This is a genomic window from Bradyrhizobium sp. SZCCHNS3052, assembly GCF_032484495.1.
Taxonomy (GTDB): domain Bacteria; phylum Pseudomonadota; class Alphaproteobacteria; order Rhizobiales; family Xanthobacteraceae; genus Bradyrhizobium.
In genome coordinates this window covers 242619-267760 of record NZ_JAUETB010000006.1, presented here as the reverse complement: position 1 = coordinate 267760, position 25142 = coordinate 242619, and the positions used below count along the sequence as shown (strand labels likewise).

Genomic DNA, 25142 nt, shown 5'->3' with positions numbered 1-25142 from the left:
GCGCAATCATCGTGGTACCGACAAACCATGATCAACGTCGTGCGCAACTCCAACCGCAAACATGCGGCCCGCCGCAGCTGGGCCGTGGGAGGAGTCGTGCGCTAGGATTTCGACGACACGATCATTCCACCAGGCCCCGCCGGCATCGGACGGGGCCTTTTGTTTGGCCACGCTCCCTGCCGGCATCACGCAGCAGGAGCGACCGATGCCACCTCAGACCCATCTCACAGACGAGATCGCGCGCAATGCCGCCACGCGCGATCGCCCCCTCTCATTGGTGAAGAACGCGGTGCACCAGGCGCCAGCCGCGCCGCGACCCAACGCATCCGTCACGGTGCTGCGTGACGCGTTGTCGGAAAAGAATGCGGCCGGGCCGCCGGGCATCTCGGCTCCGGGGCTGTTCGGCCTGCTCGCGGGCTATTGGCTGGTGTTTCAGGAAGGCCGTCGGCTCAGGCGGATGAGAGTCCAGCTATGCGACCTGAGCGAGGCGCAACTGGTGGATATCGGCCTGACGCAAGGCGATCTCGACCATATCGCAGCCCACCGCGCGCTCGAGCGCCTGAGATTCGACATAGCGAACGCCATGATGTCCCGCGGCGTGATGTAGCTGCGAACAGGCCAGTGCGAACAAATGTCTCGGCAGGGCGGATCAGCGTGTGATCGGCCCTGGCGATGTCGTGCGCGCGATCTGTTGCAACCGCGTCATTGCGAGCACAGCGAAGCAAGCCAGGGCTCAGCAAGGACTCTGGATTGCTTCGCTGTGCGCGCAATGGCAGAGGATGGTGCGCGGTGGGGTGATGTTCACCCTCGGCCGCTTTTCGCGCTATCATCGTCGGCAACGTTGATGGAATGGAACGACGAATGGCAAAACATATCGGTATCGTCGGCTGCTCCGCCGAGGGCGCGGCGCTCTGCTATCGCACGATCTGCAAGGAGGGCGCCGACCTGCTCGGGCCGCATGCCCATCCCGAGGTGTCGATGCACACGCCGTCGCTCGCCGACTACGTGGCCTGCCTCGATCGCGGCGATCTCGCTGGAGTCGCCGAGCTGATGCTGACCTCGGCGCGCAAGCTCGCCGCGGCCGGCGCGGATTTCCTGATCTGCCCGGACAACACCATCCACCAGGCCCTGCCGCTGGTGCTGCCGCGCTCTCCGCTGCCGTGGCTGCACATCGCCGACGTGGTCGCGACGGAAGCGGTCAGGAGAGGCTACGGGCGTATCGGCATCACCGGCACCAAATGGCTCGTCGACAGCAATGTCTATCCGGATAGCTTGACCGCACACGGGCTGGCGTTCGCGCGTCCGGAAGAAGCCGATCGCATCGAAGCCAACCGCATCATCATGGATGAGCTGGTCTACGGGCGGTTCGAGCCGCCCTCCGTCGCCGCGTTTCAGGCGATCATCACGCGGCTGAAGGAGGAAGGTTGCGATGCCGTCGCGCTCGGCTGCACCGAGATTCCGCTGATCATCGACGATGCCAACTCGCCTCTGCCGACGTTGGATTCGACGCGTCTGCTCGCGCGTGCTGCGCTGGCGCGGGCCACGTCCTGCGCCGGCTGAGAATTGCGGCAAGGCGCTGACCGTTCAGAGCGGGAGGTGCAGGCAGCATTGGCTGCGACGCTCGCCATCCGGCCTTCGGACGCGCAGTTCCGTCGGAACCCCCTTGGGCGGGAAACGTTTTGTTTCAGCCCAAGGAGGAGCGCCCAATGAAGAAGCTGATGTTCGCGGTTGCCGTGTCGCTGTCCGTTCTGCCGTCGTTCGCCATGGCTCAGGGCCATATGGGGACGCCGCAGGAGCAGAAGGCGTGCGCGCCCGACGCCAAGCGTTTCTGCCGCGCTCAGCTCGGCGACGACTTCGGGGTCCAGAATTGTCTGACGCAGAACCGGGCCAAGCTGAGCAAGCGCTGCTCGGCGGTGTTCCAGAGCCACGGGATGTAAGCCGGCGCGCAGCGTCTCGACGTCGCAGGGCGGACGGCCAACGCCGATCCGCCCTTCTTTGTAGTCAGGCCGCACGGACCCTGCGCAAGAATTTCTCCAGCTCATCCTTGAGGTGATCGCTCTCGCGCGACAGCGAGTGCGCGGATGACAGCACCTGCGCGGAGGCGGTGCCGGTGGCGCTGGCGCCCTTGCTGACGTCGCCGATGTTGCCGACGACGCGCGCGGTGCCGCCGGCGACCTCCTGCACGTTGCGCGAGATCTGCCCCGTCGCGGCGCCTTGCTGCTCGACGGCGGCGGCGATGCCGGCGGCGATCTCCGAGATCTGCTGGATGGTGCCGCCGATCTGCTTGATCGAGGCGACCGAGGACTGCGTCGCGCTCTGAATGCCTTCGATCTGCTGGCCGATCTCCTCGGTGGCCTTGGCGGTCTGCGACGCCAGCGCCTTGACCTCGGAGGCCACCACCGCGAAACCGCGGCCGGCGTCGCCGGCGCGCGCCGCCTCGATGGTCGCGTTCAGCGCAAGCAGGTTGGTCTGGGCGGCGATCGAGGTGATCAGCTTGAGCACGTCGCCGATGCGCTCGGCGGTGCGCGACAGCTCGCTGATGCCGACATCGGTCTGCTCGATCTGGCGAACGGCCTCCTTGGCAATGGTGGTCGATTCCCTGACCTGCCGCCCGATCTCATGGACCGAGGAGGTCATCTCCTCGGCGGCCGAGGCGACCGACTGCACGTTGGTCGAGACCTGGCCCGAGGCCGAGGCCGCGCTGGCCGACAGGTGCTGGGTCTGCTCGGCGGTCTTGCTCAGCGTGTTGGCCGAGACCTCGAGCGTGCGCGCGTCCGCATGGACCTTGTTGATGATCTGGCCGACGGTGGCTTCGAACTCGTCGGCCATGCGTTGCATGGCGACGTGCTGCTCGGTCTTGGCCGCATCGAGATAGACCGAGATGGCGAGATCCATGTCGATCATTGCCGCCTTGGTGATCGCAGCCTGCAGCGCGGCCTTCTTCTCGCGGGCCGCCTGGCCGCCGAACCAGCCGTCCGCGATCTCCGTCTCGATCGCCTTCTGCAGCCCGGTCACGATCAGCGAATAGCCGGCGATGTACCAGCGCGGCTCCAGCCCCATCCGGTTGTGCGCCTGGCCGATCCTCGTCACGGACTTCACATAGGCATCGTCGAACTTCGCGGTCGCCAGCGACATCCAATGGTCGAGCTGGGCCTTCGAGGCGTGCCGCATCGCGGCCTGGCTGGAGAACATCTTGGCGAGATGCGGGACCTTGCCGACATGGGCGTAGAACTGCTCCAGCAGGCCGGGCAGCACCTTGCCGATCAGCGGCCGGAGCTCCCGCAGCGCCTCTCGGGTCGCATTGTCGATGCCGATGAAATCGAGACGGGACTGCAAAGTCTGAGGATCGGTCATCGCTGGTCTGCCGGTAAGATAAGGAGGGAGACGCTACGGGGGTGCGCCGCTACCCCAAATCGCACGGGTTTGGTTGATGGCTCCTTAAGTCGGGAACCAGATTCAGCCGCAGCCAATGGACCGATCAGAAGCGGACGGCCCGTGCCGCAGCAGTGGGAGCATCGCGCGCAATAAAAAACGGGGCCGAAACGGCCCCGTTGAAGTCGCAGCAGACCGCGATCTTACTTGATCTTGGCTTCGCGGAATTCGACGTGCTTGCGCGCGACCGGGTCATACTTCTTCTTGACCATCTTGTCGGTCATGGTGCGCGAGTTCTTCTTGGCAACGTAATAGAAGCCGGTGTCGGCGGTCGACACGAGCTTGACCTTGATGGTGACCGCTTTGGCCATGTCTTGAACCTCTGGAATCGGGATCGGGGGTGGGCACCGGCCAAAGAGGGGGCGCCGTTGGCGGGCAACCTACCCAGCCAGCCCCCAAAGTCAAGGTTTGAGGGCCAGATTCTGGGGTCCCTAGGCCGCGAAGAAGCGGTTTTTCGGTCGGGGCAGGCCGAGATTGTCCCGCAGGGTCGGCCCCTCATACTCCGTCCGGAAGATCCCGCGGCGCTGCAGCTCGGGAATCACCTTGTCGACGACGTCGTCGAGCCCTGCGGGGAGGAACGGGAACATGATGTTGAAACCGTCCGACCCACGGCTTTCCAGCCACTCCTGCATCTGGTCGGCGATCGTCTTGGCTGTGCCGACGAAGGACAGACCGCCGTAGCCGCCGACCCGCTGCGCCAGTTGCCGCACCGTGAGCTGGTCGCGCGCGGCGACATCGACCAGGCGCTGGCGGCCGCTCTTGGAGGCGTTGGTCTCGGGGATATCAGGCAGCGGACCGTCGGGATCGAAGCCGGAAGCGTCGGTGCCGAGGATGACCGAGAGCGAGGCGATGGCGCTGTCGTAATGCACCATGCTGTCGAGCAGCGCGCGCTTCTCCTTCGCCTCGTCGACGCTGTCGCCGACCACCACGAAGGCGCCGGGCAGGATCTTCAGATGCTCAGGATCACGGCCGATCTTGTCCATGCGGCCCTTGATGTCGGCATAGAGCTTCTGCCCATCGGCGAGGCTGCCGCCGCCTGTGAACACGGCCTCCGCGGTCTCCGCCGCGAGCTGCTTGCCATCCTCCGAGGCGCCGGCCTGTACGATCACCGGCCAGCCCTGCACGGGGCGGGCGATGTTGAGCGGGCCGCGGACTTTCAGATATTTGCCCTTGTGGTCGAGCACGTGCATCTTGTCGGGATCGAAGAACAGCCCGCTCTCGACGTCGCGCACGAAGGCATCGTCGGCAAACGAATCCCACAGGCCGGTGACGACGTCGTAGAACTCGCGGGCGCGCTTGTAGCGCTCGGCATGCTCCATGTGGTCGTCGAGCCCGAAATTCAGCGCGGCATCTGGATTCGACGTGGTGACGATGTTCCAGCCGGCGCGGCCGCCGGAGATGTGGTCGAGGGAAGCGAAGCGGCGGGCGAGGTGATAGGGCTCGTCGAAGGTGGTCGATCCGGTCGCGATCAGGCCGATATTCTCGGTCACCGCCGACAGCGCCGAGAGCAGCGTGAACGGTTCGAACGACGTCACGGTGTGGCTGCGCTTGAGCGCATTGATCGGCATGTTCAGCACGGCCAGATGATCGGCCATGAAGAAGGCGTCGAACTTGCCGGCCTCCAATTTCCGGATGAGCCGCTTGAGATGCGCGAAGTTGAAATTGGCGTCCGGCCAGGCGCCGGGATAGCGCCACGCGCCGGTGTGGATGGAGACCGGACGCATGAAGGCGCCGAGCTTGAGTTGACGTGGGGCCATGGGGTGTCCGCGATGATTGCTATCTTGAGCAGATAGGAACGCGGCCCATGCGTGTCAGCAACCCGCCGCAGAACACGATTTCGTTTTTGCTGGCGGACGTAGCACGCTCATTCCATGAAGTGCCGAGCAAGCGATCCAAACAATTGTGTCATCCCCGCGTTCGCCGGGACGACACCATTGTCCGCTCGCTGCTCGAAATCGAGGCGACCGCTATCATCGACGATGGATGATCGAATACGCGGCGATCACCCGCCCAGCACGTCCTTCTGCATCTTGCCGCCGTAGAAGTGGAAGAACGGCACCGGGGCGTCGTGGCGCAGCGGGCCGGTGGCGAGGCGGCGGTCGAGCTCGTGGAGCACGTTCTTGGTCATCGGGTGCAGATCGGCGAGCGGCTTGGAGCCGAGCTCGACCCAGACCAGCTCGACCAGCTCCGCATCGGCGTGGATCACGCCGTCGACGCGATGGGTGATGGCGGAGGCATCGGCGGTGAAGAAGCGCGTGTCGAAGCGCTTGATGCGGCCGGGCGGGGTGATGGCGCGGGCGATCAGGAACAGGCCGGAGGGATCGGGCAGCAGGCCGGCGTCAGCGAACGGCGCCCATGGCCCGTCCAGTTTCGGCGCGGAGCCGCCGACCTTGCGTCCGAGACAGAGACCGGTTTCCTCACAGGCCTCGCGGATCGCGGCGACGGCGAGCGACTTCGCGCGCGAGGCCGTCGTCTGCGGCTTGCCCTTGAACAGATTGGCTTCGAGCTCGGCCGGCATCGGCGCTGCGACGGGGATGCGATGATCTGACTTGTCGACGCGGCCGCCCGGGAAGACGAACTTGCCGGGCATGAACACGACCTTGTCGTGGCGCTTGCCGACCAGCACCTTCGGCACCGTGCCGCTGCGATCCACCAGGATCAACGTCGCAGCATCCTTCGGCTTGGTGTAGGGATGATGGTCGGCTTCCTTCTCGGCCGGCTTGCCCGCCGCTGCGCCCGTGGCCTGTGCCGTCTCGCTCATGTCCTCCCCGCTTTTTCTTATTCGTTGATTGTCTGGTCGCTCAGACCGGCGGAATGCCTTCCACCGGATTGTCGTCGAAGCCGTGCATGCGGAACGCCCATTGCAGCCCGACGACGGCGCCCTTGACCGGCTGAATCAAGGCGAGCGCGGCGACCAAGGTCACCGGCAGATAGATCGCGAGCTGCAGCGCCACCGGCGGCGCGTAGTTGGTCTCGATCGAGAGCACCAGCGGCACGATGATGTGGCCGACGATGACGATCACGAGATAGGCTGGAAGATCGTCGGCGCGATGCCCGGAGAAATCCTGGCCGCAGCGGTCGCAGTTGTCCGCGACCTTCAGGAAGGCGCGGAACAGCTTGCCCTCGCCGCAGCGCGGGCAGCGGCCGCGCAGGCCGCGCTTCATCGCTGTCCAGACGTCGCGCTTCTCGGCGAGGCCGGTGTCGCGCGTCCACGTCTGCGGGGGCAATGTGCTGGGCGTTGAGGTCATGGCGTCCACGATCTGCCTTTCTTCGATGTGCCGGGCTTGCGTTTTGCCCCTGCCGTTTGACTTTCCTTGCGGTTCTTTTCTTTGTGCTTCGGCCGCGCCTCGGCCTTGGCGCGCTTCGTTGCCTTGCTCTTGGCCCTTGCCTTGATCCCGGCCTTGCCCTTCGGCCGCTCGCGGCGGCCGTGGCGCGAGACAAGCACGTCGGCCTGCGTCAAGAGTTCGAAGCGCAGCGCGCCGGCCACCGGCTGAGCTTCTACCAGACGCACGTCGACGACGTCACCCAGCCGGTGCATGGCACCGCTGCGCTGGCCGATCAGCGCATGCCGCGTCTCATCATAGTCGAAATATTCCGTGCCGAGGGTCCGGATCGGAACCAGGCCGTCGGCGCCGGTATCGTCGAGCTTGATGAAGAGGCCGGCGCGGGTGACGCCGGAAATGCGGCCCTGGAACGTCGCGCCGATGCGGTCGGCGAGGTGGTGGGCGATCAGGCGGTCGGCTGTCTCGCGCTCGGCCTTCATCGCCCGCCGCTCGGTGACCGAGATCTGCGCCGCGACCTCGGTGAGATGATCCGGCGTCTCGCTGTCGGGCAGGGCGCCGTCACCGAGGCCCAGCGCGCGCAGCAGGCCGCGATGCACGACGAGGTCGGCGTAGCGGCGGATCGGCGAGGTGAAATGCGCGTAGCGGCGGAGGTTCAGGCCGAAATGTCCGTAATTGTCGGTCGAATATTCCGCCTGCGCCTGCGAGCGCAGCACGACCTCGTTGACGAGATGCTCGTAGTCCTGGCCGGCCACCAGCGTCAGCACGCGGTTGAACAGCGATGGCCTGAGCGCGCCGCTCTTGGCAAAGGGCACGTCGAGCGTCTTCAGGAATTCCTGCAGCGCATGGATCTTCTCCACCGTCGGCTCGTCATGCACGCGGTAGATCAGCGGCAGCGCCTTCTTCTCCAGCAGTTCGGCCGCGGCGACGTTGGCCGAGATCATGAACTCCTCGATCAGTCTATGGGCGTCGAGGCGCTCCGGCACGACGACGCGGTCGACCGTGCCGTCTTTCTTGAGCAGGATCTTGCGCTCGGGAATGTCGAGGTCGAGCGGATCGCGCGCGTCCCGGCCGCGCTTGGCGACCTCATAGGCCGCATAGAGCGGCTTCAGGATCGGCTCGAGCAGGGGACCGGTGACGTCGTCCGGCTTGCCATCGATGGCGGCCTGCGCCTGTGCGTAGGACAGTTTGGCGGCCGAGCGCATCAGCACGCGGTGGAACGAGTGCGAGCGCTTGCGGCCGTCGGCCCCGAGCACCATGCGCACGGCGAGCGCGCCGCGCGCTTCGCCCGGCACCAGCGAGCACAGATTGTTGGAGATGCGCTCCGGCAGCATCGGCACGACGCGGTCGGGGAAATACACCGAGTTGCCGCGGATCAGCGCGTCGCGGTCGAGCGCCGATCCCGGCCGCACATAGTAGGCGACGTCGGCGATGGCGACATGGACAATGAAGCCGCCGACATTGTTCGGATCGGGATCCGGCTCGGCATGAACCGCGTCGTCGTGGTCCTTGGCATCGGGCGGATCGATCGTGACCAGCGGCAGCTCGCGCCAGTCCTCGCGGCCCTTCAAGGTCGCGGGCTGCGCGGCTTCGGCCTCAGCGACGGCTGCGGCCGAGAAGTCCATCGGGATCTCGTGGGCATGGATGGCGATCAGGCTGATCGCCTTCTCGGTCGCGACCGAGCCGTAGCGCTCCTTCACCCGGCCCGAGGGCAGGCCGTAGCCGCGGCCGCGCAGCAGGTCGACGCTGATGAGATCGCCGTCCTTGGCGTCCTTGGTGTCGGCGGGGGCGATGGAGAGCTCCCGTCCGGCCTGCTTCTTGTCGACCGGAATCAGGCGGCCGCCGCCGCCTGGATTGCTGCGGAAAATGCCGAGCACGCGCGGCCGCGCCTGATCCAGCACCTTGAGGACGCGGCCGCGATAGGACACGCCGCCATCATCCTTGATCGGCTCGACCCGCAGCAGCGCGCGGTCGCCGACGCCGGCCACCGAACCTGGCCCGGCATGACGCGGCGTGTGGATGCGGATGCGCGGCGGCTCGGACTGCTCGGCCTCGTCCCACTCGGCCGGCTTGGCGATCAATTCGCCGTCGCTGTCGCGCCCGGTGATGTCGGCGACCAGCGTGGCCGGCAGGGACGCGGTCTCGACGACCTTCTTGCGGCCGCTCTTCTTCACCGTGCCGTCGGCGACGAGTTCGCGCAGCAACTGCTTGAGCGCGACGCGATCGGCGTTCTTCAGGCCGAACGCGCGGGCGATGTCCTTGGTGCCAACCTTGCCCGGATTGGCGCGGATGAAGGCGACGATGGCCTCCCGCGAAGGGAAGCCGATGTCGCGCTTTTGGGTCATTTTCTCATCCGCGGGCCTTGCCGGCGCTTTTCTTGGGCGTCGCCTTGGTCGCAGGCTTGGCCGAGGTCTTGGCGGCCTTGGCGACCGGCGCACGCGCCTTGCTGGTGGAGTCTGATTTCGGTTTGGCGGCCGCCTTCTTCGCCGCGGCCTTTTTCGCCGGCTTCGGCGTGTCGTCGTCGCCGCCGGTCTTCGGCTTGGCCTTGCTGGCAGCCGCTTTGCTGGCAGCCTTGGCCGGCTTCGCCGCAGCCTTGCCCTTGGCCTTCTTGCCGCCGCCCTTGGCGGCGCGCTCGTCGAGCAGGGCGATCGCCTCGGCGAGCGTGATCGTATCCTTTTCCTTGTCGCCGGGAATGGTGGCGTTGACGCCGCCGGCGGTGACATAGGCGCCGTAGCGGCCGGCCTTGACGGCGACAGGGCCGAGCGAGGGATGGTCGCCGAGCGCCTTGCCGGGATCGGCGCCGAACCGCTTGCTCGGGCCCTTGGCGATCTTCTCGGCGATCAGGGTGACGGCGCGGTTGAGGCCGATGTCGAACACCTCGTCGCCGGCCTCCAGGCTCGCATACGTCTTGTCGTGCTTCACGAACGGCCCGAAGCGGCCGAGATTGGCGATGATCGGCAGACCCGTCTCCGGATGGATGCCCACCTCACGCGGCAGCGACAGCAGCTTCAGCGCGTAGTCGAGCTCGAGGCTCGCGGGCGACGTCCCTTTCGGGATGCCGGCGCGCTTCGGCTTCTCGCCCTCGGCGTAATCCTTCTGCTCGCCGAGCTGGATGTAGGGGCCGAAGCGGCCGGCCTTGACGACGACGTCGAGGCCGGTGTCCGGATCCTGGCCGAGCACGCGGTCGGCCGCGGCCTCGCTGTCGGCGGCGAGCGGGCGGGTGTAGCGGCATTCCGGATAGTTCGAGCAGCCGACGAAGGCGCCGAACTTGCCGGCCTTGAGGTTGAGCCGTCCGGTGCCGCAGGTCGGGCACTGCCGGACATCGCCGCCATCGTCGCGCGGCGGGTAGATGTGCGGCCCCAGCATCTCGTCGAGCGCGTCGAGCACCTGCGCCACGCGCAGATCCTTGATGTCGTCGACGGCGCCGATGAAGCCGGTCCAGAAATCCTTCAGCACCTGCTGCCAGGCGATCTCGTTGTTGGAGATGCGGTCGAGCTGCTCCTCGAGATCCGCCGTGAAATCGTACTCGACGTAGCGGCGGAAGAAGTTCTCCAGGAAGGCGATGACGACGCGGCCCTTGTCCTCGCCGTGCAGCCGCTTCTTTTCGAGCTTCACATAGCCGCGGTCCTTCAGCACCTGCAGGATCGAGGCATAGGTCGAGGGCCGGCCGATGCCGAGCTCCTCCATGCGCTTGACCAGCGAGGCCTCCGAGAAGCGCGGCGGCGGCTCGGTGAAATGCTGGGTGACGGCGAGATTCTGCCGCTTCAGCGGCTCGTTCGGGCTCATCTGCGGCAGGCGGCGGCCGTCCTCGTCCTCCTCGTCGTCGCGGCCTTCCTGATACAGCGCGAGGAAGCCGTCGAACTTGATGACCTGGCCGGTGGCGCGCAGCTCCAGGGTGCGGGCGCCGGCCTTGGCGATGATGTCGACGGTGGTGCGCTCCAGCTCGGCGGATTCCATCTGGCTCGCGATGGTGCGGGTCCAGATCAGCTCGTAGAGCTTGGCCTGGTCGTCATCGAGCCGCTTGCGTAGCTCGGCCGGCTTGCGCGACAGGTCGGTCGGGCGGATCGCTTCGTGCGCTTCCTGGGCGTTCTTGGCCTTGGCCTGGTACTGGCGCGGGCTCTCCGGCACATATTTGTTGCCGTAGATCTCGCCGATCACCTTGCGGGCCTGGGTGATCGCCGAGCCGTCGATCTGCACGCCGTCGGTTCGCATATAGGTAATGAGACCGGTGGTCTCGCCGCCGATGTCGATGCCTTCATAGAGACGCTGCGCGATGCGCATCGTGTGCGCCGGTGCGAAGCCGAGCTTGCGGCTCGCCTCCTGCTGCAGGGTCGACGTCGTGAAGGGCGCCTGCGGGTTGCGGCGCGCCGGCTTGGCGTCGACGGTCGCGACCGTGTAGCTCGCCGCGTTGAGCGCGGTCTTGAAATCCTCGGCCTCCGCGCCGGTGCCGATGTCGAGCCGCTGGATCTTCTTGCCATCGGCGCCGACGAGACGCGCCTCGAAGGTGTCGCCGCGCGGCGTCGCCAAGGTTGCGATCAGCGACCAGTATTCGCGCGGCACGAACTTCTCGATCTCCAGCTCGCGATCGCAGACGAGGCGCAGCGCGACCGACTGCACGCGTCCGGCCGAGCGGGCGCCCGGCAGCTTGCGCCACAGCACGGGAGAGAGAGTGAAGCCCACGAGGTAATCAAGTGCGCGGCGCGCCATGTAGGCGTCGACCAGCGCACCGTCGATCTGGCGCGGGTGCTTCATCGCCTCAGAGACGGCCTGCTTGGTAATGGCGTTGAAGACGACGCGCTCGATCTTCTGATCCTTGAGCGCGCGCTTCTCCTTCAACACCTCCAGCACATGCCAGGAAATCGCTTCGCCCTCGCGATCAGGGTCGGTGGCGAGAATCAGCCGGTCAGCGCCCTTCAGCGATTTGGCGATGTCGTTGAGTCGGCCCGCCGCCTTGGGATCGACCTCCCAGATCATGCGGAAATTCTCGTCCGGATCGACGGAACCGTTCTTGGCCGGAAGGTCGCGGACATGACCGAAAGAGGCCAGAACCTCGTAGGAGGAGCCCAGATACTTGTTGATCGTCTTGGCCTTGGCAGGCGACTCCACGATGACGATATTCATGTATTTCCAATGGCTTAGTGGAAGGATTGAAGCTGGCTTCGCGGGATTCGCGCCGGCTGCGTTGACCCGAACATGGGTGGTGAGGGGGTTCCTGTCAAATCGAGGGATGTTGAAAGGCGATTGCGTTGGACCGGCGAAGTACCTATCAGGTTGTACGGAGCACGATGAGAACCGCGCTCTCTTGAGGTTGTTTTTCGTCAAATTCCTTATGCTGGGTGACGGTTGTTGGCCAAGGCAGCGGACAAAAGCGACCCGGACGTCGAGGCGATGGTGGAGGATCCCGACGCCGCGGCGGCGCTGATCGCCGAGGTGACGGCCAGCCTGTCGCATCTGGCGCAGCGCCATCGTCTCGACATGCTCGATTACCTGCTGCGCATGGCGAACCTTGAGGCCGAGGAGCATCTGAGGCTGCGCAGCCGCCGCAGGCTCTGCTGACGGCCGCCCGCGCTCACCGCGGGGCGAGGGCGGTTTCCTCCGGCGCCGGCATCCGGCCGTCCTCCGCGGTCAGCAGCGCTTGCGAACCGGCCTGCGGTTCGCGCGGTCGACGAGCGCGGTGGCGATCTCGTCGGGGTGCTCGTCGAATTCCTCGCTCCACTGCCGCAGTGCGACCAGGATCGGAAACAGGCCGCGGCCCTTCGGCGATGGCGGTGCCACGAGCTCGCCGGCCGGAGCGCCGATCTTTCGGGGCTAACCGGCCGGGTCGGTGGCGGTTTGAGACCTGCCCCCGGGATTGAAAGCGGTGGCTGCCGGCGGCAGCCACCGAGGGACTCAAGCGGCGAGACCGCCGGCCGTCTGAATCGCCTTCGCCAGCGCCTGCTCGCGATGCTCCGGGCCGATCTGGACACCGTCGGCCGCAACGAATTCGAGATCCGTGACGCCGATGAAGCTGAAGACACTGCGCAAATAGGTCTCCAGGTGTTCGAATGCCGCCATCGGCGTGTCCGCGCCGTAATGGCCGCCGCGCGAGACCGCCACGATAATACGCTTGCCACCGGCCAGGCCTTGCGGGCCGTTCGGGCCATAGGTGAAAGTCTTGCCCTTGACAGCGATGCGGTCGACCCAGGCCTTGAGCTGGCTCGGGATGGAGAAGTTGTACATAGGGGCGCCGATCACGACGATATCGGCGGCCAGGAACTCCTCCAGGACGGCCTGTCCGGCCGCGACATCAGCTTTCACTGCGGGATCCTCAACGGGCGCACCGTATGCGACGGCGACATGCGTTCCGGACAGATGCGACAGCGGCTCGGCTGCGACATCTCGGTAAGTCACCTCCAGCCCCGGCGTTATCTGGCGCAACCGTGCGACGATCGCGGCGGACACCTGACGGCTGACGGAGTTGGGGCCGAGCACGCTGGAGTCGATGTGGAGGAGTTGAGTCATGGGTCAGTTACCTCGGTATTGGTTTGTAACTGGCGCACTATGAGTGACTGTGCTGTAACCCCACAAGAACGCACATTCTTGAAACCCGGGCACAGCCATGACCCCTGCTGACAGCGATGATCCCGACCTCCCGACGCAGCCAAATCATAATGATTGCCGGGGTGTGGCCTCGATCCTGGCGCGTGTCGGCGACAAATGGAGCGTGTTCGTCATCATGATGCTTCAGGACGGGCCGAAGCGCTTCAATGAGCTGAAGCGGCTCGTCGGCGGCATCTCCCAGCGAATGCTGACCTTGACCCTGCGCGGCCTCGAGCGCGACGGGCTGGTGACGCGGACGGTGTTTCCGACCATCCCGCCGCGGGTGGATTATGAGCTGACCGATCTCGGCCGCGGGCTGTCGCAGCCGGTGCAGGCGCTCGGACAGTGGGCCATGCAGCACCAGGAGCTGATCGAGCAGGCGCGCTCGCGCTTCGACGCGCGCAGGGATGCTGACTGAGAGTCAGGTCAGCGACACCATCCCGCCGCCGTGGCGCTCCAGGCGGCCGGCCAGCTCGAGCTCAAGCAGCACCATGCGCAGCACGGCGGGTGACAGGCCGCTGATCCGGATCAGGTCGTCGATCGACACCGGGGTCGGGCCGAGCAGGGCTGTGATCTGCGCGCGGTCGTGGCTTTCGGGATCGGGGGCGAACAACTCCTCCTCCGGCTCGCGCAGCGAAAAGGGCAGCGGCCGCTCCATGATCGGGCCGACGGCCTGGATGATGTCTGCGGCTTCGGTGACGAGCGCGGCGCCCTGCTTGATGAGATCATTGGTGCCCGCGCAGCGGGGATCGAGCGGCGAGCCCGGGACGGCGAAGACCTCGCGGCCCTGTTCGCCGGCCATGCGCGCCGTGATCAGCGAGCCCGATCGATGCGCGGCCTCGACGACGACGACGCCGAGCGAGGCGCCTGATATCAGCCGGTTGCGGCGGGGAAAGTCGCGGGCGCGCGGCTCGTGTCCGAGCGGCATCTCGGAGATTGCGGCGCCGCTGCCACTGATGATGGCGCCGAGAAGGTCGACGTGCTCCGGCGGATAGATCCGGTCATGGCCGCCGGCGAGCACCGCGACCGTGCCGCTGCCGAGGCTCGCGCGATGCGCAGCCTGATCGATGCCGCGGGCGAGGCCGGAGATGACGACGAAGCCGGCCTGGCCGAGCTCATGGGCGATCTGGCCGGCGAATTTCAGCCCGGCGGCGGAGGCGTTGCGCGAGCCGACGATGGCGATCATCGGGCGCATCAACGTCTCGCGGGCGCCACGCACCGCGAGCAGCGGAGGCGCATCCTCGCAGGTGCCGAGGCGGGGCGGATAGCCGTCCTCGTCCGGCGCCCGCAGTTCGACGCCTTGCCGTTTGCAGGCTTCGAGTTCGGCCTCGGCTTCGCCGACCGTGCAGATCCGGCCGGCTCCGGCCGCGCCGCCGCGGCGTGCCAGATCGGGCAGCCGGTCGAGCGCTACGCGCGCGGTGCCGAAATGGTCGAGCAGCGAGCGGAAGGTGCGCGGGCCGACATTGTCGGACCGGATCAGGCGCAGCCGGTCGCGCCGCTCGGTGTCGCTCAGCTCGATCGTCGTGTTGATGGCATCCACGCAAAGCCCCCTTTACCGGGGACTAGAATGGAGCAACCCGAGGACGCAGGGAAGAGGGCGCGCTACGCCGGCGCGACGTCGCGCACATCCTCGGACTCGGACACCGGAGACGATAGCACCGGCTGATCGCCCTGGATGGCTGGCGTGGTGCCGACCGGAGCTTCGCGCAGCCAGCGCTCGGCTGCGTCGCGTCCGCGCTGGTACAGCAGCTCGACGAAGTCGCTGCCGAGATCGGTCGCATCGCGCTGTGCCAGGGCTTCGATCTCGTCCTCGGCCGCAAGCCGATGGACGCGCGGCGGATGCAGGCCGTCGCTGCGCGCCCATTCGAGCGCCGCGAGCTCGGCGTTCAGGACCGCATTGCCGGCGATCTGGTCGAGGCGGCGATCGATCGCGGCCGAGGTCATCGGGACATGGCCGTCGCGCGCGGGCGTGACCTGAACGACCAGCAGGTCGGCGGCGCTGGACTCATGCGCGATCTGGATCAGCGGCGGATTGGTGACGTAGCCGCCGTCCCAATACGCTTCGCCCTCGATGTCGACGGCGGCGTGCAGTTGCGCGGGACAGGTGGAGGCGAGCAGTGCATCTGGCGTGATGCCGGCATTGCGGAAGATCTGCGGCAGGCCGTCACGGGCCCGGGTCGCCGCAACCAGCAGGCGGGGCGCGGCCGGGCCCTGCACGGCGTCGAAATCGATCGTCTCGCGGAGGATGTCGCGGAGCGGATCGAGATCGAGCGGGTCGGCGCGTCCGCCGCGCAGCCCCGCACCGAACGACACCGAGCTGCTCGCCGGCGAGTACGCGCCGATCACCAGCAGCGATCGGAACGACGCCTCCTCCATCAGCCGGGTCCAGAACAAAGCGAGCCGGTTGCGCGCCTCGTCGCGGCCGCCCTTGGCGAGCCCGCTTGCGAGCAGCGCGGCGTTGACCGCACCGGCGCTGGCGCCGCTGATGGTGTCGAAGTCGCAACCGGGTTCCTCGAGCAGGCGATCGAGCACGCCCCAGGTGAAGGCCGAGAACGTTCCGCCGCCCTGCAGGGCCAGCGACAGCTTGCGCGGCGGCCATGTCCGGGGCGGCGGCGGCAGCGTAACCGTTGCGATCGTCTCCGCGAGCGTTCGCTCGGGCGCCTCTGCGGTCTTGGTCTCGCTGACCACGGGCGTGCTCGTGGCCGCCATGATCATCTCGGCGACGGCCGGCGCGCCATCGGCTCGTTCCGGCTCAGGGCTGGGCTCGGATATTTCGGCGGGGAGCGCGACGTCCGACATGACCGGCCCGGCAGGCGTCTCGGGCGTCTGCGCCGGTTCTGCAGCGGCCGTGATGCCGGTCGACCAGATCTCAGCGGCCGATAGCAGCAGGCTGGCGTTCGACCGGGCCGGGGCCGCCTTCTGCTGCGCCGGAGCCTGATCAGTACGGTCATCGTGCGTGGCCGACGAACCGCTGGAGTTGGTCTTGCGTAACCACATGCAGGAATCATGACAGGCAATCATGATTCACGCCAGAGTCCCGCGTTAACTTATGAGCTGATGAATCGCCGGTGTTGCTGCGCAGCCGCTGTGAAATCAGGGCGCAACACAGGTTTTCCGTATTTGCTCCGTATTTGTCCGGAGCGACTACTTCTTCGCCCCGATCTTGCTCTCGGTGCCCAACTGCAATCGCTTGATGTTTTCGCGATGCATGTAAATGAGCAACAGTGTGAGCAGGGCGAACAAGGCCGCCAGCGCGGTGTGGCCGAATGCCCACAACACGATGGGTGTCAGCACGCTGGCGACGAGTGCCGCGAGTGATGAGTAGCGGAGCGCGAATGCGGTGGCGAGCCAGACCAGGCAGAAGAAGATCGCGCCCGGCCAGAACAGACCGATCAAAACACCGATGTAAACGGCGACACCTTTGCCGCCGCGGAACTTCAGCCACACCGGGAACAAGTGACCGAGGAAGGCGCCGAGGCCCGCGATCATCGCGGCATTCGGGCCGCCGAGATAGCCCGAGATGATGACCGCCGCCGTACCCTTCAGCGCGTCGCCGAGCAGGGTTGCTGCCGCGAGCCCCTTGCGTCCGGTGCGCAGCACGTTGGTGGCGCCGATATTGCCGGAGCCGATGCTGCGCAGATCCTGCGTGCCGGCCAGCTTGGTCAGGATCAGGCCGAACGGGATCGACCCCAGGAGATAGCCGATGATGAGAGCGACCGGCAGGAAGGCTTCGGAACCCATCACACCACTCCTTCCAAGCTTCGCCTTGCGTCAGACATGTTCGAACACGGTGCGGCCGCCGACGATGGTGCGGACCACGCGGCCGGTGAAGCGGGCTTCGTCGAACGGCGTGTTCTTGCATAGCGATTTCAGGTCGGCCGGATCGAGGATCCAGGGCACGTCCGGATCGATCACGATGATGTCGGCCGGCGCGCCTGCCCGCAAGCTGCCGCCGGGCAGGCCGAGCAGCTCGGCGGGCCGCGTCGACATCGCGCGGATCAGGGTCGTCCAGCTGAGCTCGCCATTGTGCACGAGCCGCAACGCCGCCGGCAGCATGGTCTCGAGCCCGACCGCGCCGCTCGCAGCCTCCGCGAACGGCAGCCGCTTGACCTCGACGTCCTGCGGCGTGTGGTCCGACATGATGACGTCGATGAGGCCCGAGGCCAGCGCTTCGACCAATGCGCGGCGGTCGGCCTCGGTGCGCAGCGGCGGCGTCAGCTTGAGGAAGGTGCGGTAGGGGCCGATGTCGTTCTCGTTCAGCGTCACGTGGTTGATCGAGACCGACGCGCTCACGGTGAGGCCGGCTTCGCGCGCGCGCCTGAGAATGTCGAGCGAGTCCACCGAGCTCAGCGCGGCGGCGTGATAGCGGCCCTTGCTGAGCGCCACCAGGCGCATGTCGCGTTCGAGTACCACGGCTTCCGCTGCGGGCGGGATGCCGTAGAGGCCGAGCCGCGAGGCGAACTCGCCTTCGTTCATGACGCCTTCGCCGACGAGATTGGGATCTTCGGTGTGATGCACGATCAGGGCGTCGAAATCCCGCGCATAGGTCAGTGCGCGGCGCATCACCTGCGCGTTCATCACGCTGGTGTGGCCGTTGGAGAAGGCGACGGCGCCGGCGGCGCGCAACAGCCCGATCTCGGTCATCTCCTCGCCGCGCAGGCCCTTGGTCAGCGCCGCCATCGGCTGGATGTTGACGATCGCGGTGTCGCGGGCGCGGCGCAGCACGAAGTCGACGGTCGCCGAATTGTCGATCACCGGCTCGGTGCCGGGCTGGCAGATGATGGTGGTGATGCCGCCGGTGGCGGCGGCCTGGCTGGCGCTGGCGAAGGTCTCGCGATGGCCCAGACCCGGCTCGCCGACGAAGGCGCACATGTCGATCAGGCCGGGGGCCACGATCTTGCCTGCGCAGTTGACGACATCGGTGCCCTCCGGCACGCCCGCGGCGCCGATGCCGCGCTTGAGGTCGCGGATCACGCCGTCGGCGATCAGCACGTCGCCGGGGCCGTCGAAGTCGCGGGAGGGATCGATCACGCGCGCATTGGCAAGCAGGATCGGGCGGCGGTCGGTCAGCATGGCGTTTGGTCCCGACTTCTGTATCACGCGTTGGGCAGGTTGCGGGCCAGAGCCTCGAGCACGGCCATGCGCACGGCCACGCCCATTTCGACCTGCTCCCGGATCAGCGATTGCGCGCCGTCGGCGACGATGGATTCGATCTCGACGCCGCGGTTCATCGGTCCCGGATGCATGACCAGCGCGTCCGGCTTGGCGTAGGCGAGCTTCTTCTGGTCGAGCCCGAAATACTGGAAATATTCCGACGAGGACGGCACGAACGAGCCGTTCATGCGCTCGCGCTGCAGCCGCAGCATCATGACGATGTCGGCGCCGTTGAGCCCTTCGCGCATGTCGCGCGCGACCTCGACGCCCATGCGCTCGATGCCCGGCGGCAGCAAAGTGGAGGGCGCGACGATGCGGACGCGGGCGCCCATCGTATTCAGCAGCAGGATGTTGGAGCGCGCGACGCGCGAATGCAGCACGTCGCCGCAGATCGCGATGACCAGCCCCTCGATGCGACCCTTGTTGCGGCGGATGGTCAGCGCATCGAGCAGCGCCTGGGTCGGATGCTCGTGCGCGCCGTCACCGGCATTGATCACGGAGCCGTCGACCTTGCGCGCCAGCAGCTCCACCGCGCCGGAGGCGTGGTGACGGACGACCAGGATGTCCGGATGCATCGCGTTCAGGGTGACCGCGGTGTCCATCAGGGTCTCGCCCTTGCGCATGGACGAGGACGACACCGACATGTTCATGACGTCGGCGCCGAGCCGCTTGCCAGCGATCTCGAACGACGACTGGGTCCGCGTCGAGGCCTCGAAGAACAGGTTGACCTGGGTGCGGCCGCGCAGCACGGTGCGCTTCTTGTCGACCTGACGATTCAGTTCGACATACTCCTCGGACAGATCGAGGAGGCCGGTGATGTCGTGGGCGGAAAGGCCCTCGATTCCCAGCAAATGCCGGTGCCCGAGGACGAAAGTCGATTTCGGAGAGGTTGCCATTAAAGCCAGAGCTATAGGCGCGGTTTCCATGGGGGGCAAGGCCGAAAGCCGGGGTTCCGAGTTTTCCCCCGTTCCGTCTTCCGAGCCTCTCGGGGGGCTCCAAACCGGGGACTGGCGGGCCATCGCCGGAAGAGGTCCGCTCCGATACGCCCTGATCTTGCTGGCGGCGATCGTGCCGGCCGGCGCGGCCGCGTTGCCGTTCGATTTCGTCTATCTCCGCGACATCGACCCGACGATCCTCCAGGACATCCGTTATGCCGGCAGCAACAATTTCGTCGGCCGACCCTTGCCGGGCTACGAGGCGGCCGAATGCGTCGTGACGCGTGACGTGGCGCGGCGGCTGCAGGCGGCTCAGGCCGAGCTGCGGCCGCGCGGCCTGTCGCTGAAGATGCTCGACTGCTACCGGCCGGTGCGTGCGGTCGCAGAGATGCTGGCCTGGTCGCAGGACGGCGTCGAGACCACGGCCGGCCGCCGCTACAGTCCGCGCATTGCCAAGCAGGACCTGTTCCGTCTCGGCTACATCGCCGTGCGTTCGAGCCATTCGACCGGTGCGGCGCTCGATCTCACGCTGGTCGAGCTCGCGGCCGACAATTCCGCGGCGTTCGACCCGGCCAAGGACTACGCGGACTGCACCGCGCCCGCAGCGCTACGCGCGCCCGAGGGCGGCGTCGACATGGGAACCGGCTACGATTGTTCCGACGTGAAGGCTCATACCGCCGCGCAGAACCTGACACCGGAGCAGCGCCGCTGGCGCAACGAACTGGTCGCGGTGATGGCGCGGCAAGGTTTTGTGAACTATGCCAAGGAGTGGTGGCACTTTTCGCTGCCGGGCGCTGGCGCGACGACTTATGTTTTTCCCATTCGGCCGCGCCGATGATCGATCTCTGTAGGGCACGGCCATGACGCAGTCTTCCTTCGCGACCCATGAGGTCTTCAACCAGTCGCCGCCGTTCGAGGACGTCAATCTGTTCACGGCGGACCGGCCGTTGATGGATGCCTTGAAGGCCAATGATGGTGCCGGAGCCGAGCAGGAGCTGACAGCTTTCGGCAAGCTATGGGGCTCGGCCGAGATGGCCGAGCAGGGCCGGCTCGCCAATGAGAACACGCCGAAGCTGCGCAGCTTCGACGCCAAGGGCTTTCGGCGAGACGTCGTCGAATTTCATCCGGCCTACCATGCGATGATGACGCGCTCAGCTGCGGCCGGCCTGCACAATTCGACATGGACGGCAGAAGGCCAGCCCGTCGGCGGCTGCTCGGAGGTGGTGCGCGCCGCGAAGTTCTATATCGCCTCGCAGGTCGAGAGCGGCCATCTCTGCCCGATTACCATGACGCGGGCCTCGGTGGCGGCGCTGGCCGCCCAGCCTGATCTGCTGGCAAGAGCGATGCCGGTCATCGCGACCGATGACTACGATCCGGCGTTTGCGCCGTGGTGGCAAAAACGCGGCATGACACTCGGCATGGGCATGACCGAGAAGCAGGGCGGGACCGACGTGCGCGCCAACCTGACGCGCGCTGAGCGTACGACCGATGGCTATCGCATCACGGGGCATAAATGGTTCATGTCGGCGCCGATGTGCGACGCCTTCCTGGTGCTGGCGCAGGCCGATGCCGGCCTGACCTGCTTCTTCATGCCGCGCTTCAAGCCGGATGGCTCGGTGAACGCGATCCAGTTCCAGCGCTTGAAGGACAAGCTCGGCAACCGCTCCAATGCCTCGTCGGAGGTGGAGTTCGTCGGCGCCTATGCCGAGCGGGTCGGCGACGAGGGCAGGGGCATCAGCACCATCATCCAGATGGTGCAACTGACGCGGCAGGATTGCGCGATCTCGTCTGCCGGCCTGATGCGCTCGGGGCTCGCGCACGCGCTGCATCATGCGCGCCATCGCAGCGTGTTCCAGAAGCATCTCGCCGACCAGCCGCTGATGCAGGCGGTGCTCGCCGACATGGCTCTCCATGTCGAGGCGACGGTGGCGCTGGTGATGCGGCTGTGTCAGGCGTTCGATCGCGCGCCTCTGTCGCCGCGGGAGGCGAACTACGTGCGGCTGCTGACACCGGCGATCAAATACTGGGTCTGCAAGAGCGCGCCGCCGTTCCTGTATGAGGCGATGGAATGCCTGGGCGGCAACGGCTATGTCGAGGACGGCATCCTCGCCCGCCATTTCCGGGAGTCGCCGGTCAATGCGATCTGGGAAGGCTCGGGCAACGTCATGTGCCTGGACGTGCTGCGGGCGCTGGCGCGCGAGGCGGAGGCGGCCGCGCACGTCCTGATGCATCTGAAAGCAGAGACCAGCGGGTTGCCCGGCGCGGCGGATTCGCTCGCCTTCATCGAGACCAGCTTCCGCCGGCCGGATTCCGAGCGCGTCGCGCGCCTCGCAGTCGAGAAGTTGGCGCTGCTCGCAGCCGCCGCCGCGCTCAACCTCGTTATGCCCGCTCATGCGGAGCTTTTCGCCGCTACGCGGCTCGCCAATGTTCACCCGAGCATGTATGGCGCGGTCGATCTCGATCGCTCAGACATCCGTAGCTTGCTGGAGCGCGCGCTGCCTTGACCGACACTCCCGAAGCCGCCGTGATGGATTCGCTCGATCCGGGCAACCCGCCGCAGCAGGTCGTTCCGGCGCATCATCAGCCGCGCACGCTCGGCTTCTGGCGCACCTTGCTGTGGGGCCTCCTCATCATCGTCGTGTTCTTCATCGGCCAGCTGACTCCGATCGTCTATTTCCTGCTGCGCCATGAGGGTCCAATCGACAGCATGGCCGCGTTTCAGTTGGCCATGATCCAGATCGCGAGCCGGTCGCTCACGGTCTCGCTGTCGGCGATCATGGGCGTCCCGGCCATTTTGATCCCGATCTATTTTGCCGTCCGCCACACCCGCATGTCGTTCGTCGACTATCTCGGCCTGCGCTGGACCGGCTGGAAAAATTTCGTCTTTGGCGTTGTCGGGATGGTCGTGATCCTGGGATGCTGGGAGCTGGCGGCACAGCTGACGGGACGCGAAGAGAAGTCGGCGAGCTTCATGGTGGACATCATGAAGACCGCCAGAGGCGACGGCGTGGTCTGGCTGATGGTCATCGCCTTCTGCGTCGCCGCACCGGTGTCGGAAGAGCTGATGGCGCGCGGCTTTCTCTACCGCGGCTGGTCGGACTCCTTCCTGCGCGTGCCCGGCGCCATCGTGCTGTCGTCCTTGTTGTGGACCGTCCTGCATCTCCAGTACGACTGGTTCGCCCTGCTCAACGTGTTTTCCCTCGGCGTGTGGTTCGGCTATCTGCGCTCTCGTACCCACTCCACCTATCTGACCATGGTGCTGCACGGCCTCAACAACCTCGCCGCCACGGTGCAGACCATGTGGCTGGCCAGCGGTTCTTCCTGAACGGACGCGTTCAGCTCGCCCAGGCGATCGCGAGCGGCATGGTCAGCGCCGCCAGCACCGTTTGCAGCGAGATGATCTGCGCCAGCAGCGGCGCGTCGCCGCCCATCTGCTTGGCCAGCACATAGGCGCTCGGCGAGGTCGGCACCGCCGCGCAGATCGCGACGACGACGAGGCTCGGGCCGGTGACGCCGAACCATCCGGCGAGCCCGATCGCGAGGAGGGGCATCAAGACCAGCTTGAGCACGACGCCGAGCGCAGCGGCCGGGCCAGCGCGGCGCAAGCCTTCGAAGTGCAGGCCGGCGCCGGTCACCAGCAGGCCGATCGGCAGCGAGGCCTGTCCGAGCGCATCGGCGGCATCGTGCCAGAGCTTTGGCAGCGGCATATGCGCCACGTTCAGCGCGAGCCCGGCGATGCAGGCCCAGATCAGCGGATTGCGCACGATGGTGGCAAGGATCTCACGCATCGAGCGGCGGGTCGGCGAGGCGTAGTGGGCGAGCACGGCGACGCTGAACACGTTGACCATTGGGATGATCGCGATCATCGCCACCGACGCCGCCGCAAGCCCGGACGCGCCGAACAGGCTGCCGGCGACGCTGAGCGCGACGTAGGTCTGCCAGCGGGTTGCCCCTTGGAAGATCGAGGTGAAGGCCGGACCATCGATGCCGGAGCGGGTGAGCAGCGGCCGCAGCACGAGGCACAGCGCCGACATCGCCAGCATCGCCAGGAACAAGGCGCCGCCGATGCCGGCGACCGGCACCTTGCCGAGATCGGCCTTCACCAGGCTCTGCATCAGCAGCGCCGGAAACAGCACATAATAAGTCAGCCGCTCGAGCCCGTGCCATTGCGTATCCAGCCGGATCAGGCTGCGCCGCAGGCCGAAGCCGACCACGATCAGCAGGAATACCGGCGCGAGCGCCGCGGCGACGGGGCTCATGGGCTAGCGACCGGACTGGCGCAAGGTCGCAAGCCGATCGAGCGCTCCCTGCAGGATGAAGATCGCCGCATGCGTGTCGATCACCTCGGCGCGCCTGGCGCGGCTGACATCCATGCCGATCAGCTCGCGCTCGACCGCCGCCGTCGACAGCCGCTCGTCCCACAGGCCGATCGGCAGGTCGGTGAGGCCGGCGAGATTGCGCGCGAACGCCCGGGTCGATTGCGCCCGCGGCCCCTCGCTGCCATCCATGTTGATGGGCAGGCCCAGCACCAAGCCGACCACCTTGCGCTCGGTGCAAATCGCCAGCAGTCGCGCCGCGTCGGCCTTGAAGGCCTTGCGCTGGATCGTCTCGACGCCGGTGGCGAGCCGCCGGTCCGGATCGGACACGGCGACGCCGATGGTCTTGGTGCCGAGATCGAGGCCGACGAGCGCGCCGCGCTCGGGCCAGCGGCCAGCGGCTTCGATGAGGGGGAGGATGGGGGCGGGCATGGCAATGCGCTTAACACGCAGGTGCGTGGCGGGCCAGCAGGTGAGGACGTGCATCGCTTCGCCGCCCCGATGAAGCTCACGCACGCGAGTCGACCGGCCCAGATGTCGAGCGTTGCAGTCTTTCCCGGATGCGCCGGCTTTGGATCATCAAGCGAAGCTGGTGGAGCGCGAGAGCTTGTTCCAGGCACTCACTTCGGCTTTCATGCCCTCGATCTTCTGCTCGACCAGGGCCAGCGCGTCCTCACCGAGGAACAGCCGCACAGGCGGTTTTTCGGCTTCCACGAGGGCAAGCAATGCCTGTGCGGCCTTCGCGGGATCGCCGGGTTGGTTTCCGCTCTTGGCCAATCGGGCGGCGCGAATCGGATCCATGACGGCGTCGTAGTCCGAGATGCTGCGCGGCGTGCGATCCATGGACCGTCCTGCCCAATCGGTACGAAACTGACCGGGCGCAAGTGCAATGACGCGGATGCCGAAGGGGGCCACTTCCTTGCCGAGCGACTCCGAGATGCCCTCCAGCGCGAACTTGCTGCCGCAATAGAAGCTGATCCCGGGCATGGTGATGAAGCCGCCCATGGAGGTCACGTTGACGATATGGCCGCGCCGCCTCGCGCGCATCCCCGGCAACACGGCCTTCATCATCGCGACAGGGCCGAACACGTTGGCGGCGAACTGCCGCTGCAGATCGTCGAGCGAGGACTCCTCCAGCGTGCCCTCGTGACCGTAGCCGGCATTGTTCACCAGGACGTCGATCGCGCCAATCTGCTTCTCGGCCTCTGCCACAGCAGCCGGGATTGCATCGAAATCGGTAACATCGATCACGAGAGGATGAGCCTTGCCCGCTGCAAGCGCGGCAAAAGCCTCGGCATCCCCGACCCTTCGCACGGTCCCGATCACCCGATGGCCGGCGGCCAGCGCGCCCTTTGCGAACGCTCGGCCCAAGCCCGAACTGACGCCAGTGACGAGGAAAATCTTCGATTCGGCAGCCGCCATCGTACAACTCCGCATGACAGGGT

At 66.7% G+C, this 25142-nt stretch carries 25 protein-coding genes and 1 pseudogene; 9 read left to right on the top strand and 17 right to left on the bottom strand.

The window, feature by feature from the left end; translation table 11 throughout:
* Positions 1-205: 205 nt before the first annotated feature.
* The 3 genes from QX073_RS20950 to QX073_RS20940 all read left to right on the top strand — a co-directional run bounded on the left by QX073_RS20950 (position 206) and on the right by QX073_RS20940 (position 1937).
* The gene (locus QX073_RS20950) at positions 206-607 is read left to right on the top strand and encodes a DUF1127 domain-containing protein (RefSeq protein WP_316226288.1); all 402 of its coding nucleotides are present in this window, start codon (positions 206-208) and stop codon (positions 605-607) included.
* 254 nt (positions 608-861) lie between these two features.
* A complete protein-coding gene (locus QX073_RS20945) occupies positions 862-1560 on the top strand; it encodes an aspartate/glutamate racemase family protein (RefSeq protein ID WP_316165122.1) in 699 nt (232 codons plus the stop codon).
* 146 nt (positions 1561-1706) lie between these two features.
* Positions 1707-1937, top strand: a complete 231-nt coding sequence (locus tag QX073_RS20940; RefSeq protein ID WP_316165124.1) for a hypothetical protein — start codon at positions 1707-1709, stop codon at positions 1935-1937.
* A 64-nt stretch (positions 1938-2001) separates the two neighbouring features.
* Here QX073_RS20940 and QX073_RS20935 read toward each other — a convergent pair whose 3' ends face one another.
* From QX073_RS20935 to QX073_RS20925, 3 genes are all read right to left on the bottom strand, one after another.
* Entirely contained in the window at positions 2002-3354 is a 1353-nt protein-coding gene (locus QX073_RS20935) for a globin-coupled sensor protein (protein WP_316194856.1), read from the bottom strand.
* Positions 3355-3575: 221 nt separating this feature from the next.
* Positions 3576-3743 (bottom strand): 50S ribosomal protein L33, encoded by a 168-nt coding sequence (rpmG, locus tag QX073_RS20930; protein WP_015666342.1) that lies wholly within the window; start codon positions 3741-3743, stop codon positions 3576-3578.
* 120 nt (positions 3744-3863) lie between these two features.
* Positions 3864-5189: an LLM class flavin-dependent oxidoreductase gene (locus QX073_RS20925; protein ID WP_316187308.1), complete on the bottom strand. Its 1326-nt coding sequence runs from the start codon at positions 5187-5189 to the stop codon at positions 3864-3866.
* Between the two features lie 47 nt (positions 5190-5236).
* Between QX073_RS20925 and QX073_RS20920 the strand changes: the two genes are divergently transcribed.
* Positions 5237-5419 carry a hypothetical protein gene (locus tag QX073_RS20920; RefSeq protein WP_315752973.1) on the top strand — a complete coding sequence of 61 codons (183 nt, stop codon included), beginning with the start codon at positions 5237-5239 and terminating at the stop codon, positions 5417-5419.
* Positions 5420-5434: 15 nt separating this feature from the next.
* On the opposite strand, the gene QX073_RS20915 is transcribed toward QX073_RS20920, so the two are convergent.
* From QX073_RS20915 to topA, 4 genes are read right to left on the bottom strand one after another with little or no spacing between them, the layout of a single operon-like run.
* Positions 5435-6193 (bottom strand): NUDIX hydrolase, encoded by a 759-nt coding sequence (locus QX073_RS20915; protein WP_315711343.1) that lies wholly within the window; start codon positions 6191-6193, stop codon positions 5435-5437.
* 40 nt (positions 6194-6233) lie between these two features.
* Entirely contained in the window at positions 6234-6680 is a 447-nt protein-coding gene (locus QX073_RS20910; RefSeq protein WP_315711344.1) for a DUF983 domain-containing protein, read from the bottom strand.
* A complete protein-coding gene (gene rnr / locus QX073_RS20905) occupies positions 6677-9058 on the bottom strand; it encodes a ribonuclease R (protein ID WP_315752971.1) in 2382 nt (793 codons plus the stop codon). Before rnr ends, QX073_RS20910 begins: the two co-directional genes overlap by 4 nt.
* Positions 9059-9062: 4 nt before the next feature.
* Positions 9063-11834, bottom strand: a complete 2772-nt coding sequence (gene topA / locus QX073_RS20900; protein ID WP_316226287.1) for a type I DNA topoisomerase — start codon at positions 11832-11834, stop codon at positions 9063-9065.
* A 225-nt stretch (positions 11835-12059) separates the two neighbouring features.
* Here topA and QX073_RS20895 point away from each other — a divergent pair, with 225 nt between their 5' ends.
* Complete coding sequence (locus QX073_RS20895; RefSeq protein ID WP_315712655.1) at positions 12060-12269, top strand: hypothetical protein; 210 nt, start codon at positions 12060-12062, stop codon at positions 12267-12269.
* A gap of 13 nt (positions 12270-12282) precedes the next feature.
* Here the strand turns inward: QX073_RS20895 and QX073_RS20890 are convergent.
* Both QX073_RS20890 and QX073_RS20885 read right to left on the bottom strand, forming a co-directional pair.
* Positions 12283-12476: pseudogene (locus QX073_RS20890) on the bottom strand (transcriptional regulator); the annotation flags it as partial.
* 126 nt (positions 12477-12602) lie between these two features.
* On the bottom strand, positions 12603-13214 hold the full coding sequence (locus QX073_RS20885; RefSeq protein WP_316165131.1) for an FMN-dependent NADH-azoreductase: 612 nt from the start codon (positions 13212-13214) through the stop codon (positions 12603-12605).
* Between the two features lie 97 nt (positions 13215-13311).
* Here QX073_RS20885 and QX073_RS20880 point away from each other — a divergent pair, with 97 nt between their 5' ends.
* Positions 13312-13710 (top strand): helix-turn-helix domain-containing protein, encoded by a 399-nt coding sequence (locus tag QX073_RS20880; protein WP_315711348.1) that lies wholly within the window; start codon positions 13312-13314, stop codon positions 13708-13710.
* A gap of 3 nt (positions 13711-13713) precedes the next feature.
* Here QX073_RS20880 and dprA read toward each other — a convergent pair whose 3' ends face one another.
* From dprA to QX073_RS20855, 5 genes are all read right to left on the bottom strand, one after another.
* Positions 13714-14832, bottom strand: coding sequence for a DNA-processing protein DprA (gene dprA, locus QX073_RS20875; protein WP_316226286.1), 1119 nt, complete (start codon positions 14830-14832; stop codon positions 13714-13716).
* A 62-nt stretch (positions 14833-14894) separates the two neighbouring features.
* The gene (locus QX073_RS20870; RefSeq protein ID WP_316226285.1) at positions 14895-16289 is read right to left on the bottom strand and encodes a patatin-like phospholipase family protein; all 1395 of its coding nucleotides are present in this window, start codon (positions 16287-16289) and stop codon (positions 14895-14897) included.
* Between the two features lie 147 nt (positions 16290-16436).
* Positions 16437-17033, bottom strand: coding sequence for a glycerol-3-phosphate 1-O-acyltransferase PlsY (gene plsY, locus QX073_RS20865; protein WP_316226284.1), 597 nt, complete (start codon positions 17031-17033; stop codon positions 16437-16439).
* A gap of 30 nt (positions 17034-17063) precedes the next feature.
* Positions 17064-18365 carry a dihydroorotase gene (locus QX073_RS20860; protein ID WP_316202701.1) on the bottom strand — a complete coding sequence of 434 codons (1302 nt, stop codon included), beginning with the start codon at positions 18363-18365 and terminating at the stop codon, positions 17064-17066.
* Between the two features lie 23 nt (positions 18366-18388).
* On the bottom strand, positions 18389-19342 hold the full coding sequence (locus QX073_RS20855; protein WP_315740287.1) for an aspartate carbamoyltransferase catalytic subunit: 954 nt from the start codon (positions 19340-19342) through the stop codon (positions 18389-18391).
* A 154-nt stretch (positions 19343-19496) separates the two neighbouring features.
* On the opposite strand from QX073_RS20855, the gene QX073_RS20850 reads away from it, so the two are divergent.
* Genes QX073_RS20850 through QX073_RS20840 form a run of 3 tightly spaced genes read left to right on the top strand, consistent with a single transcriptional unit; the run spans position 19497 to position 22706 of the window.
* A complete protein-coding gene (locus tag QX073_RS20850) occupies positions 19497-20219 on the top strand; it encodes a M15 family metallopeptidase (protein WP_316171464.1) in 723 nt (240 codons plus the stop codon).
* 22 nt (positions 20220-20241) lie between these two features.
* Entirely contained in the window at positions 20242-21885 is a 1644-nt protein-coding gene (locus QX073_RS20845) for an acyl-CoA dehydrogenase family protein (protein ID WP_316226283.1), read from the top strand.
* Positions 21882-22706, top strand: coding sequence for a CPBP family intramembrane glutamic endopeptidase (locus tag QX073_RS20840; protein WP_316226282.1), 825 nt, complete (start codon positions 21882-21884; stop codon positions 22704-22706). The genes QX073_RS20845 and QX073_RS20840 overlap by 4 nt, the downstream gene beginning before the upstream one ends.
* A 10-nt stretch (positions 22707-22716) precedes the next feature.
* Here QX073_RS20840 and QX073_RS20835 read toward each other — a convergent pair whose 3' ends face one another.
* From QX073_RS20835 to QX073_RS20825, 3 genes are all read right to left on the bottom strand, one after another.
* Positions 22717-23640, bottom strand: a complete 924-nt coding sequence (locus QX073_RS20835) for an AEC family transporter (RefSeq protein ID WP_315752963.1) — start codon at positions 23638-23640, stop codon at positions 22717-22719.
* 3 nt (positions 23641-23643) lie between these two features.
* Positions 23644-24129 carry a Holliday junction resolvase RuvX gene (gene ruvX / locus QX073_RS20830; RefSeq protein WP_315711358.1) on the bottom strand — a complete coding sequence of 162 codons (486 nt, stop codon included), beginning with the start codon at positions 24127-24129 and terminating at the stop codon, positions 23644-23646.
* A gap of 147 nt (positions 24130-24276) precedes the next feature.
* The gene (locus tag QX073_RS20825) at positions 24277-25119 is read right to left on the bottom strand and encodes an oxidoreductase (RefSeq protein ID WP_315711360.1); all 843 of its coding nucleotides are present in this window, start codon (positions 25117-25119) and stop codon (positions 24277-24279) included.
* Positions 25120-25142: the final 23 nt, after the last annotated feature.